General features: G+C 55.1%; 14 protein-coding genes. 10 read left to right on the top strand and 4 right to left on the bottom strand.

The annotated features are described in order from the left end of the window. The first annotated feature begins 95 nt into the window (after positions 1-95). Entirely contained in the window at positions 96-362 is a 267-nt protein-coding gene (locus L383_RS16135; protein WP_023330510.1) for a putative hemolysin, read from the top strand. Here L383_RS16135 and hslJ read toward each other — a convergent pair whose 3' ends face one another. The 4 genes from hslJ to L383_RS16155 all read right to left on the bottom strand — a co-directional run bounded on the left by hslJ (position 363) and on the right by L383_RS16155 (position 3465). Continuing rightward, positions 363-800, bottom strand: a complete 438-nt coding sequence (hslJ, locus tag L383_RS16140; protein WP_014883970.1) for a heat shock protein HslJ — start codon at positions 798-800, stop codon at positions 363-365. A gap of 126 nt (positions 801-926) precedes the next feature. Next, positions 927-1055 carry a DUF2474 domain-containing protein gene (locus L383_RS16145; protein ID WP_023330509.1) on the bottom strand — a complete coding sequence of 43 codons (129 nt, stop codon included), beginning with the start codon at positions 1053-1055 and terminating at the stop codon, positions 927-929. After that, positions 1055-2065: a cytochrome d ubiquinol oxidase subunit II gene (cydB, locus tag L383_RS16150; RefSeq protein ID WP_023330508.1), complete on the bottom strand. Its 1011-nt coding sequence runs from the start codon at positions 2063-2065 to the stop codon at positions 1055-1057. Before cydB ends, L383_RS16145 begins: the two co-directional genes overlap by 1 nt. Beyond that, on the bottom strand, positions 2065-3465 hold the full coding sequence (locus L383_RS16155) for a cytochrome ubiquinol oxidase subunit I (RefSeq protein WP_014883967.1): 1401 nt from the start codon (positions 3463-3465) through the stop codon (positions 2065-2067). Before L383_RS16155 ends, cydB begins: the two co-directional genes overlap by 1 nt. A 393-nt stretch (positions 3466-3858) precedes the next feature. Between L383_RS16155 and L383_RS16160 the strand changes: the two genes are divergently transcribed. The 9 genes from L383_RS16160 to L383_RS16195 all read left to right on the top strand — a co-directional run bounded on the left by L383_RS16160 (position 3859) and on the right by L383_RS16195 (position 12376). Then, positions 3859-4047 (top strand): cold shock small protein YmcF, encoded by a 189-nt coding sequence (locus L383_RS16160; protein WP_023330507.1) that lies wholly within the window; start codon positions 3859-3861, stop codon positions 4045-4047. Between the two features lie 82 nt (positions 4048-4129). Then, positions 4130-5539, top strand: a complete 1410-nt coding sequence (locus tag L383_RS16165) for an aminotransferase-like domain-containing protein (protein WP_023330506.1) — start codon at positions 4130-4132, stop codon at positions 5537-5539. A gap of 271 nt (positions 5540-5810) precedes the next feature. After that, entirely contained in the window at positions 5811-6956 is a 1146-nt protein-coding gene (ydcS, locus tag L383_RS16170) for a putative ABC transporter substrate-binding protein YdcS (RefSeq protein WP_023330505.1), read from the top strand. Between the two features lie 17 nt (positions 6957-6973). Then, positions 6974-7987, top strand: a complete 1014-nt coding sequence (locus L383_RS16175; protein ID WP_014883960.1) for an ABC transporter ATP-binding protein — start codon at positions 6974-6976, stop codon at positions 7985-7987. Positions 7988-7994: 7 nt separating this feature from the next. Further along, complete coding sequence (locus L383_RS16180) at positions 7995-8933, top strand: ABC transporter permease (RefSeq protein WP_369796272.1); 939 nt, start codon at positions 7995-7997, stop codon at positions 8931-8933. Then, positions 8923-9729 carry an ABC transporter permease gene (locus L383_RS16185; RefSeq protein ID WP_023330503.1) on the top strand — a complete coding sequence of 269 codons (807 nt, stop codon included), beginning with the start codon at positions 8923-8925 and terminating at the stop codon, positions 9727-9729. Before L383_RS16180 ends, L383_RS16185 begins: the two co-directional genes overlap by 11 nt. Before the next feature lie 24 nt (positions 9730-9753). Further along, entirely contained in the window at positions 9754-11178 is a 1425-nt protein-coding gene (gene patD, locus L383_RS16190) for an aminobutyraldehyde dehydrogenase (RefSeq protein ID WP_014883957.1), read from the top strand. Positions 11179-11360: 182 nt separating this feature from the next. Then, positions 11361-11534: a GhoT/OrtT family toxin gene (locus tag L383_RS0123855; RefSeq protein ID WP_014883956.1), complete on the top strand. Its 174-nt coding sequence runs from the start codon at positions 11361-11363 to the stop codon at positions 11532-11534. Between the two features lie 86 nt (positions 11535-11620). Next, positions 11621-12376, top strand: a complete 756-nt coding sequence (locus L383_RS16195) for an alpha/beta fold hydrolase (protein ID WP_023330502.1) — start codon at positions 11621-11623, stop codon at positions 12374-12376. The last annotated feature ends 18 nt before the right edge of the window (positions 12377-12394 follow it).

Below are 12394 nucleotides of genomic sequence, written 5' to 3'. Positions count from 1 at the left end.
TTTCAGTAGCGCATAAATACGCACATCCGCTCTCGACGACACGGGAGGTGATGCCTATTATGCATAGGTTTCGCATTATTTACGGGGGAGAGAGCATGCGTTCAGCATTTTTGATTGGGTGTGCCGCATTATTATTGTCGGCATGTAGCAGTGAGCCTGTTCAGCAGGCGACGGCGGCTCACGTAGCGCCGGGAATGAGAGCGTCAATGTCCAGCTCAGGACAAGCCAACTGTGCCATGATTGGCGGCTCGCTGTCGGTTGCCCGCCAGCTTGATGGTTCAGCTATTGGGATGTGCGCGTTGCCAAACGGCAAACGCTGCAGTGAACAGTCGCTTGCCGTTGGCAGCTGCGGTAATTACTGATCAGTCAACACGTTTAAACATCAGCGTTTTGTCGGCGGTCGCCAGCGTTAACTGGTCTTCCGTCAGGTCGACCTGCGCCCCTTTGCGCAGCATGTCGCCGAGGGTGTGATCCAGTTCGTTAAGCTGCGGTTCAGTACAGAGTTTGCGCGTCATTGCCAGCGTTTTCACTGTCAGCTCACCTTCGGACAATTTCCCCTGTCCGTTGAAGCGGTTACACATCGTGCCAGACACGCTGATGTTATCTACCAGGTTCAAAGCGGGCAGCGCGTTAAAACTGATCTCAGGTGGTGTTGTCATGCCCTTCACGGCTTTGCCATCCACATTTTCCAGTACAAAACGATGGTTCTTCAGCTGCTCTGGCTGAACGGACGCTTTGCCCGGATTAACGCAGCCGGTCAGGACAAGACTGATAACACTTAACGCAATGAGCTTTTTCATTTTTGTTCTCAAATAATAAATACTGTGAATCTTTTACCAGTGTAACGATACGCTGACGTGCGTTAATGGGGTTTATCTGAAAGTGCGGGGAGAGCCGGGCAACGCAGCGGTTGCCCGGAATGACGATTAATGAGATTTAAACCCGGCTGCGGTCATCAATATGCGAAAGAGCATACTGACCGCAGCCAGCGCCAGTACGCTGCCGCCCCAGATAATGGCCAGCCACAACACTCTTTTCCAGACCGGTTGTTGCATCAGTGATAACCCTCCCCATGCTGAACTTTGCCGCGAAATACGTAGTAACTCCAGAAGGTGTAGACCAGAATGACGGGGATGATCAACAGTGCACCCACCAGCATAAAGCCCTGGCTTTGCGTTGGTGCAGCGGCCTGCCACAAGGTGATGGATGGCGGAATAATATGCGGCCAGATGCTGATCCCAAGCCCGCTAAAACCAAGGAATATTAGCCCTAACGTCAGGATAAACGGACGGTTATGGCTGTCAGGATTATTCAGGCAGCGCCACTGATACAGGCTAAAAATCACGACCAGCGCAGGAACCGGCAGCAGATAAAACAGATTCGGCAGCGTAAACCAGCGTGCGGCAATGGCCGGGTGGGCAAGCGGCGTCCAGAGGCTGATCGCCGCAATAAATGCCAGCAGGATAATCAGTAACGTTTTGGATAACGCCCGCATCCTTTGCTGCAGCGCATTTTCGCTTTTCATTACCAGCCATGTCGATCCCAGCAACGCGTAGGCCACCATCAGACCCGCACCGCAGAACAGGTTAAATGCGGTAAACCAGTCAAACGGACCACCCGTATACGTTCGGCCTGTCACGGTAAAACCGTTAATGACGGCGCCCACCGTCACGCCCTGGGTAAACGTTGCCAGAATGGAACCGCCAATAAACGCTTTATCCCAGAAGGGGCGGTGGGCGGGCGTGGCTTTAAAACGAAACTCGAATGCCACCCCGCGGAAAATAAGTCCGATCAGCATTAATGTCAGCGGAATGGTGAGGGCATCAACGATCACCGCATACGCCAGCGGGAATGCGCCGAACAGGGCGGCGCCGCCAAGCACCAGCCAGGTCTCATTGCCGTCCCATACCGGCGCGACGCTGTTGACCATCACATCACGATCGTCAGCGTTTGGCGTTGCGGGGAACAACATCCCGATCCCCAGATCAAAGCCGTCCATGACGATATACATCAGCGTGGCAAAGACGATGATCACAAACCAGATAATGGAAAGATCGATACCCATTACGGCTGCTCCTTATGTTCAGTAGTGACTGCTGAAAGCGGGCGTGCAGGACGTCCATCGGACGCGGTGGCGAAAGATTCGTGTGGCTGCGGGCCTTTTTTGATGAGGCGAACCATATAGCTGTAGCCGACGCCAAACACCGAGGTGTAGACGACGAAGAAGGCCAGCAAACTCACGCTCATATGCAGATCGCCGTGGGCTGATACCGCATCCTTCGTTCGCTGGAGTCCATAGACCACCCACGGCTGGCGGCCCACTTCGGTGGTGACCCAGCCTGCCAGAATCGCAATCAGCCCGGATGGGCCCATTAACAGGGCAAACCACAGGAACGGGCGGGATGAATAAACGCGTTTTTTGTAGCGCAACCAGAGCGCCATCACCCCAAGCAGCAACATCAGCATGCCTAAGCCCGCCATGATGCGGAATGACCAGAAGACGATGGTCGAGTTAGGGCGATCTTCTTTCGGGAACTCCTTAAGGGCTGGGACCTGTTTATCCAGGCTGTGCGTCAGGATAAGACTTCCCAGCGCCGGGATCTCCAGACCAAAGCGGGTGCGCTCTTGCTCCATGTCAGGCCAGCCAAACAGCAGCAACGGGGTCGGCTCACCCGGTGGGTTTTCCCAGTGGCCCTCAATGGCGGCAATTTTGGCGGGTTGATGCTTTAAAGTATTCAACCCATGCATATCACCAACCATAGCCTGGAGGGGAGCGACAATCAGCGTCATCCACAGTGCCATTGAAAACATTGCCCGTATGGCAGGATTATTATTCCCGCGCAGCAAATGCCATGCTGCGGATGCACCAACAAACAGGGCGCTACTGAGGAACGCGGCGATCGACATATGCAGCAGGCGGTAAGGGAAGGAGGGGTTGAACACCACAGCGAACCAGTCCACCGGCACCACCTGGCCGTTGACAATCTCATAGCCCTGCGGGGTCTGCATCCAGCTATTCGAAGAGAGGATCCAGAAGGTGGAGATAATAGTCCCCAGCGCCACCATGCAGGTGGAGAAGAAGTGCAGTCCCGGTCCGACTTTCTTCCAGCCGAACAGCATCACGCCGAGGAAACCGGCCTCAAGGAAGAAGGCGGTAAGCACTTCGTAGGTCAGGAGTGGGCCGGTAATACTGCCCGCAAACTGTGAAAAGCCGCTCCAGTTGGTGCCAAACTGGTAGGCCATGACCAGGCCGGAGACTACGCCCATGCCAAAGTTAACGGCAAAAATCTTCGACCAGAAATGGTAAAGCGAGCGCCAGACCGGATTTTTTGTTTTCAGCCATAATCCTTCGAGCACGGCAAGATAGCTTGCCAGGCCGATGGTGATTGCCGGGAAAATAATGTGAAAGGATACGGTAAAGGCAAACTGTATCCGCGCAAGGTGAAAAGCATCCAAACCAAACATGCACAGCCTCAATGTCAAACGGTGTGTTGTTATGGTATAGGCGCAGAGATCGGACTATCAGACGCAGAACAGCGAATTTTAACCATAACAGTTTGATTCAGACTCCCGCTTTTACAAACTGATATAGATTACCGTTACGGAATAAAAAAATTATTTTTATGAATTTTACGCATCAATCCGCTTGCTTTGCCGTCAGCAACATGCGTTAATGGATTTCTGGTTTTGAGTCCAAAAAAATATCTGACGTAGTTTTATAAAGCAGTTCTCATCACGTTGTGCCTCTCCGCAGCCTCTCTTGGGTCTTTATCTACATTCCGATTCGTTTTGTTTAAAACCAATATTGCCCAATCGGCCCATTAGTAATTTACGTTTTTACGTTAACAGGAGAATCCTATGACTTCTTATATCCATTTCCGCTGCCCATGCTGTCATGGCTCGCAGTACCGCACTTCAGTCTTTGATGTGTCTGAGAAAAACCCATTCGGCGCAAAATGCATTTTTTGCAAATCGTCGATGATCACGCTCGACCACCTCGCTGCTGCGCGTTCCGCGATGAATCACACCACAGAGTACCGTAAGTAATCTGCCCGGTTTTTCATAACAGTTAGCAAAATCTTCTCTTTTTCTCCTGCTGATATACACTGTCGGCAATAAGGAGAATCTGATGAAAAAATACCAGCGTCTGGCGCAACAAATTATTTCGCAAATTGAGCTTGGCGTATGGCTGCCGGGCGATAAGCTGCCTTCCCTGCGAGAGCAGGTGGCGAGCAGCGGCATGAGTTTCATGACTGTTGGCCACGCGTATCAGATGCTGGAAAGTCAGGGACGCATTGTCGCCAGGCCACAATCGGGCTATTACGTTGCCTCGCGCCCGACCACGCACCAGCCTGTGCCACCTGCCCAGGTGATGCGTGACGAAGCGGTGGATATCAACACCTATATCTTCGATGTCCTTCAGGCCAGCCGCGATCCGTCTGTCGTTCCTTTCGCATCCGCCTTTCCCGATCCCCGGCTTTTCCCGCTTCAGCAGCTCAACCGCTCGCTGGCTAACGTCAGCAAAACGGCGACTGCGATGAGCGTGATTGAAAACCTGCCGCCGGGTAACGCTGAACTCCGCCACGCCATTGCGCGCCGCTATGCGCAGCAGGGGATGAACATCTCGCCGGACGAAATTGTCATTACCGCAGGCGCGCTCGAAGCGCTGAACCTGAGTTTGCAGGCGGTGACGGAGCCTGGCGACTGGGTGATTGTCGAAAACCCCTGCTTTTATGGCGCGCTGCAGGCGCTGGAACGCCTGAAGCTCAAAGCGTTGTCGGTCGCCACGGACGTCCGGGAGGGGATAGACCTGAACGCCCTTGAACAGGCGCTGAATGACTATCCCGTAAAAGCCTGCTGGCTGATGACCAACGGCCAGAATCCACTTGGTTTTACGCTAAGTGCAGAGAAAAAAGCCCGTCTGGTCGCCCTCCTGACAAAGCATAACGTCACCCTGATTGAGGACGATGTATACAGCGAGCTCTATTTCGGCCGCGAAAAACCGCTTCCGGCAAAAGCCTGGGATCGGGACGACATGACGCTTCACTGCTCCTCTTTTTCAAAATGTCTGGTGGCAGGATTCCGTATCGGCTGGGTGGCGGCCGGAAAACATGCGCGACGCATTCAGCAGTTGCAACTGATGAGCACGTTATCGACCAGCTCCCCTATGCAGCTGGCACTGGTGGACTACCTGGCGACTAAACGCTACGACGCCCATCTTCGCCGCCTGCGACGAACGCTCGCTGAGCGAAAACAGCAAGCCTGGCAGTCACTGCTGCGCCATATGCCCGTCGGGGTCAAAATTCACCATAACGACAGCGGCTACTTTTTATGGCTGGAGCTTCCGGCACAGCTGGATGCCGGGCTGCTGAGTGAAAAGGCCTTAACGCACCATATCAGCATTGCGCCAGGAAAAATGTTTTCCACCTCTGACGCATGGACACCGTTCTTCCGTTTTAATACCTCCTGGGCGTGGGGAGAGCGAGAAGAGCAGGCGGTGATTCAGTTAGGAAAATTAATTAGCACGATGTTGAAATAATCTTTTTCCCCTTATTTAAATAAACATTTCTTATCCTGATGACGGCGCTACGAATATTTCGCAGTGCCCGGTCATAGGAAATCTGCATACTGCCTCGCGCCGCTAACCCCTTGTCTATAATCCAGTTAACGGGGAATGCGCCCTCGGTCACACCTTGATGAAATTTCCTGAAGCCAAACGGTGCGGCGCAATTGCGCGGTCTACGTTTAATAAGGGAGATATTTTTACGGCACGGCTGCCGCTAAATTTCATTGCGACAGGAGTAATTCTTATGAGCAAAAAATTTGCCCGCAGCAGCCTGTGCGCGCTCGGCATGACTATCATGACAGCGCACGCCGCAGAACCACCTAAGGCGATGGGTGACGGGGAAGGTCGTCTGGATATTATTGCCTGGCCGGGCTATATCGAGCGTGGGCAGACCGATAAAAACTATGACTGGGTCACCCAGTTTGAAAAAGAGACCGGTTGTGCCGTTAACGTGAAAACGGCGGCCACGTCAGATGAAATGGTCAGCCTGATGGCGAAAGGGGGATACGATCTGGTCACCGCGTCAGGCGATGCATCGCTTCGTCTGATCATGGGCAAACGCGTTCAGCCGATAAATCCCGAACTCATCCCGAACTGGAAAACCCTCGACACGCGCATTGTGAAAGGGGAATGGTTTAACGTGGGCGGCAAGGTCTACGGTACACCCTATCAGTGGGGGCCAAACCTGCTGATGTACAACACCAAAACCTTCCCGACGCCACCGGACAGCTGGAGTGTGGTCTTTACCAAACAGGATCTGCCGGACGGTAAAACCAATCAGGGTCGCGTGCAGGCATATGACGGGCCAATTTATATCGCCGATGCGGCGCTGTTCGTCAAAGCCACCCAGCCACAGCTGGGCATCAGCGATCCCTACCAGCTCACCGAAGAACAATATGCCGCGGTGCTGAAAGTGCTTCGCGACCAGCATGCCCTGATCCACCGCTACTGGCATGACACTACCGTCCAGATGAGCGACTTCAAAAATGAAGGCGTTGTGGCTTCCAGCGCCTGGCCATATCAGGCAAATGCGCTGAAGGCTGAGAACCAGCCCATCGCCACCGTCTTCCCGAAAGAAGGGGTAACCGGCTGGGCGGATACCACCATGCTCCACGCCCAGGCAAAACATCCGATGTGCGCCTACAAATGGATGAACTGGTCGCTGACGCCAAAAGTGCAGGGCGATCTGGCGGCATGGTTTGGCTCACTGCCCGTCGTGCCTGAAGGGTGTAAAGCCAGTACGCTGCTGGGTGATAAAGGTTGTGAAACAAACGGTTATAACGAGTTCGACAAAATCCTGTTCTGGAAAACCCCGACTGCTCAAGGTGGCAAGTTCGTGCCGTACAGCCGCTGGACGCAGGATTACATCGCCATCATGGGTGGACGATAATCGCCCGGGAGCAGAACATGACGTACGCAGTAGAATTTAACAATGTTTCCCGGCTGTATGGCGATGTGCGGGCGGTGGACGGGGTGACCATTGCCATTCGCGACGGGGAGTTTTTCTCCATGCTGGGGCCTTCGGGCTCCGGCAAAACCACCTGCCTGCGCCTGATAGCGGGTTTTGAACAGCTGTCAGGCGGCACGATTTCTATTTTCGGCAAAGAGGCGAGTGCGCTACCGCCATGGGAGCGGGATGTAAATACCGTCTTTCAGGATTATGCGCTGTTCCCGCATATGTCGATCCTCGATAACGTCGCCTACGGACTGATGGTGAAAGGCGTCGACAAGAAGAAACGCCATGCCCAGGCGCGTGATGCCCTGGAAAAAGTGGGGCTGAGCTTTGCCATCGCCCGCAAACCTTCGCAACTTTCCGGCGGCCAGCGCCAGCGTGTAGCCATCGCCCGGGCGCTGGTCAATGAACCGCGCGTCCTGCTGCTGGACGAACCGCTGGGCGCGCTCGATCTCAAACTGCGCGAACAGATGCAATTCGAGCTGAAGAAACTTCAGCAGGAACTCGGCATTACCTTTATTTTCGTCACCCACGATCAGGGCGAAGCGCTCTCCATGTCGGACCGGGTGGCGGTATTCAATAACGGCCGCATCGAGCAGGTGGATACCCCGCGCGATCTCTATATGCGTCCGCGCACGCCGTTTGTCGCCGGTTTTGTGGGCACGTCCAACGTCTTTGATGCAGCGCTTGCGCAGAAAATTTGCGGCATGGAAGGCATCTATTCCCTGCGCCCGGAACATATTCGCCTGAACGAGGGCGGTGAGGTTCAGGTTCAGGGTATCGTGCAGGCCGTTCAGTATCAGGGAGCCGCCACGCGCCTGGAGCTGAAGCTTGCCGAGGGGGCCAAACTGCTGGTCAGCCAGGCCAACCTCAGCGATGTCTCGCTGCTGAGCGGCATTGCGCCGGGGCAGGCGGTGATGGCCTCGTGGTCACGCGAGGCGATGATTCGCCTGCATGAGGAAAGGTGAAATGGATATGAGTGTCGCTCATCCTCCCGCACCGCACGGCCGCTTGAGCCGCATGACGGCACTGTTCTGGCGTAAGCCGTCGCTCGGCCTGTTCCTGCTGCTGCTTGCCCCGCTGATGTGGTTTGGCATCGTCTATCTCGGATCGCTGCTGACCCTGCTGTGGCAGGGGTTTTACACCTTTGACGACTTCACCATGGCGGTCACGCCGGACCTGACGCTGGCGAATATTCAGGCGCTCTTCAATCCGGCAAATTACGACATCATCCTGCGCACCTTAACGATGGCGATCGCGGTCACTTTGGCCAGCGCCATTCTGGCATTCCCGATGGCCTGGTATATGGCGCGTTACACCCGCGGCAAGTGGAAAGCGTTCTTCTATATCGCCGTGATGCTGCCGATGTGGGCGAGCTACATTGTCAAAGCCTACGCCTGGACGTTGCTGCTGGCGAAGGATGGTGTGGCGCAATGGTTTCTCAGTCATATGGGGCTGGAACCGATCCTCACCTCACTTCTTACGCTCCCGGCGATAGGCGGTAACACGTTATCCACCTCCGGGCTGGGGCGCTTTCTGGTCTTTGTCTATATCTGGCTGCCGTTTATGATCCTGCCTGTGCAGGCCGCGCTGGAACGTCTGCCAGCGTCGTTACTGCAGGCTTCAGCCGACCTCGGCGCGCGCCCCCGCCAGACCTTTCGCTATGTTGTATTGCCGCTGGCGATCCCGGGAATTGCCGCGGGTTCAATATTTACCTTTTCCCTGACGCTGGGGGATTTCATCGTCCCGCAGCTGGTGGGGCCGCCGGGCTATTTCATCGGTAACATGGTCTACGCTCAGCAGGGCGCTATCGGCAATATGCCCATGGCGGCTGCGTTTACGCTGGTTCCCATTGTGCTGATTTCGCTTTATCTGGCGTTCGTGAAACGTCTGGGAGCATTCGATGCACTCTGAACGCGCACCGTTGTTCCTGAAAGTGGCCGCATGGGGAGGCGTCATCTTCCTGCACTTCCCGTTGCTGATTATCGCGATCTACGCCTTTAACACTGAAGATGCTGCCTTCAGCTTCCCGCCGCAGGGGCTGACGCTCAAGTGGTTTAGCGTGGCGGCGGGGCGTGGCGATATCATTGAATCCGTGACGTTGTCACTTCAAATTGCCGCACTCTCCACCGCCATTGCCCTGGTGCTTGGCACGCTTGCTGCAGCGGCACTGTGGCGAAGCGACTTTTTTGGCAAAAACGCCATTTCACTATTGCTGCTGTTGCCCATTGCCTTACCGGGAATCATTACCGGTCTGGCGCTGCTGACCGCATTTAAAACGCTCAACCTTGAACCGGGTTTTTTCACCATCGTTGTCGGGCACGCCACATTCTGCGTGGTGGTGGTGTTCAACAACGTCATTGCCCGGTTCAGACGCACCTCCTGGAGTCTGGTGGAGGCGTCAATGGATCTCGGGGCTGACGGGTGGCAAACCTTCCGCTATGTGGTGTTGCCCAATCTGGGTTCAGCACTTCTGGCGGGCGGAATGCTGGCCTTTGCCCTGTCGTTTGACGAAATCATCGTCACAACCTTTACGGCGGGACACGAGCGCACGTTACCGCTGTGGTTGCTCAATCAGCTCGGCCGTCCTCGCGACGTGCCGGTCACCAACGTTGTTGCACTGTTGGTCATGCTGGTGACAACTTTCCCCATTCTGGGTGCCTGGTGGCTAACCCGCGATGGCGAGAACATCGCCGGCAGCGGGAAATAACATTGATTTGAACAGGACAATGCTATGCAAACACATCTGCTGATAAAGGGTGAACTGGTCGCCGGACAAGGCGAAAAACAGCCGGTATACAACCCGGCCACCGGAGAAGTACTGCTGGAGATTGCTGAAGCCTCTGTCGCGCAAGTTGACGCGGCTGTTCAGGCCGCCGATCGGGCTTTTATCGACTGGGGGCAGACCACGCCCAAAGCGCGTGCGGAATGTCTGCTGAAACTGGCTGACGCCATTGAGGCGCAGGGTGAAGAATTTGCCAGGCTTGAATCGCTCAACTGCGGGAAGCCGCTCCACTGTGCTCTGGGGGATGAAATTCCGGCGGTGGTCGACGTGTTTCGTTTCTTCGCCGGGGCGGCCCGCTGCCTGAACGGTCTGGCCGCAGGTGAATACCTTGAGGGGCACACCTCGATGATCCGCCGTGATCCGGTGGGGGTAGTTGCATCGATTGCGCCGTGGAACTACCCGCTGATGATGGCAGCATGGAAGCTGGCACCCGCGCTGGCTGCCGGTAACTGCGTGGTGATAAAACCCTCTGAAATCACGCCGCTGACGGCGTTAAAACTGGGAGAACTGGCGAAAGATATCTTCCCGGCAGGCGTTGTGAACGTGTTATTTGGTCGCGGTAAGACGGTTGGCGATCCGCTCACCGGGCATGACAAAGTCCGCATGGTGTCGCTGACCGGTTCAATTGCCACCGGCGAGCATATCATCGGCCATACGGCGTCCTCCATTAAGCGCACCCACATGGAGCTGGGCGGTAAGGCTCCGGTGATCGTTTTTGATGATGCTGACCTGGACGCGGTTGTCGAAGGGGTGCGAACGTTTGGTTTCTACAATGCCGGGCAGGACTGTACGGCGGCCTGCCGCATTTATGCCCAAAAAGGCATATATCCTGCGCTGGTTGAAAAGCTGGGTGCTGCGGTCGCCAGCCTCAAAATGGGGGCGCCGGAAGATGCCGCTACTGAACTGGGGCCGCTCAGCTCGGCCGCTCACCTTTCACGCGTCTGTCAGGCTGTCGATCAGGCGAAAGCGCTCGGTCATATCAGCGTTGTGACGGGCGGAAGCAAAAAGGAGGGGGCTGGCTACTACTTCCAGCCGACCCTGCTGGCGGGGGCAAAACAGGACGATGCCATTGTTCAGCGCGAAGTGTTTGGGCCGGTGGTGAGCGTCACTGAATTTGACGATGAAGCGCAGGTGCTGGCCTGGGCGAATGATTCACAGTATGGCCTGGCGTCATCGGTCTGGACCAAAGACGTGGGCCGTGCTCATCGTCTGAGTGCGCGGTTGCAGTACGGCTGTACCTGGGTGAATACCCACTTTATGCTGGTGAGCGAAATGCCGCACGGCGGCATGAAGTTATCCGGCTACGGCAAAGATATGTCGGTGTACGGGCTTGAGGATTATACGGTCGTCCGGCATGTGATGATCAAACACTAAGCCATCCTGCCTGGCCGCTTGCGCGGCCGGGCATTCTCCTTCTTCGCCCTGGGTGTTAAGCAAGCTACTTCATTGTTATTAGCCATAATATTTAAGTGGTTATTCTGTAACGAAAAAACTTGATCTGTATCAACATATGACGCATATTGCGTGCGGTTATTTTTTCGGCTCTGGTATACAGAATGACGTTGTATCAAAAGATGTTGGTTTTTTACGCAGTGATGGCTTCCATCTGTGCATTAATTACCTGGTTCCTTTCAAAAGATCGCAAACGCATCCGCCTGCTCAGCGCGTTTCTGGTGGGGTCGACCTGGCCGATGAGCTTCCCCGTTGCGCTCCTGATCTCGCTTTTCTGAAGCACGCTTCCACTTTTTCCAGATGAACATGGCATTCCTGATTCGATAACTGTATAAATACACAGTACATCGTAAAAGGAGTGCTTATGAACAGTTTTTACTCGCAGCAGGCGGGTTGCACCGTGCGCTGGCATGATTTGCCCGGCTCAGGCGAGCCCGTGGTCTTCATCCACGGGCTGGGGTGTGCCTCTTCCTATGAATATCCCCGCGTTGTCCGTGACCTTCAGTTTGGCGCACGCCGGGCCATTCTCATTGATTTGCCCGGCAGCGGTTACAGCGATAAACCCGAGCATTACAGCTATCACACCACTGACCAGGCCCGCGTGGTGGCAGAGCTGATTGACCACCTTGAATTGGATACCTTCTGGTTATACGGCCACAGCATGGGCGGCAGTATCGCGATTGAAACGGCGGCAATGCTGGGAACGCGTGTTAAAGGACTGATGGTGTCGGAACCTAATTTTCACGCGGGTGGTGGGATGTTCAGCCGCTCGATTGCGGCGCAAACCGAACAGCAGTTTCTGGAACAGGGTTATGACGCCATGCTCAGCGCAGAAACCTCAGCGTGGGCGGGGTGTCTGCAAAGCAATGCGCCGTATGCAGTCTGGCGCGGAGCAAAGAGCCTGGTTGAGGGTGTAATGCCGGTATGGGAAACGCAATTCCTGTCGCTCTCGTGCCCGGTGACGCTGATCTTCGGCGAACATTCTCTGCCTGACGACGATGTTGATAATCTGAAGCAGAAAGGCGTTGAGGTAAAAATTATCCCTGCGGCGGGGCATTCTATGTCGTGGGAAAATCCGTCAGCACTGGCTCAGACGTTAGCCGGGTGTATGACGGAGTGATGTGCGCAAAAGTTTCGC

It is taken from the genome of Enterobacter sp. MGH 37 (assembly GCF_000534515.1).
GTDB lineage: Bacteria > Pseudomonadota > Gammaproteobacteria > Enterobacterales > Enterobacteriaceae > Enterobacter > Enterobacter kobei.
This window is presented reverse-complemented; position numbering and strand designations above follow the sequence as displayed.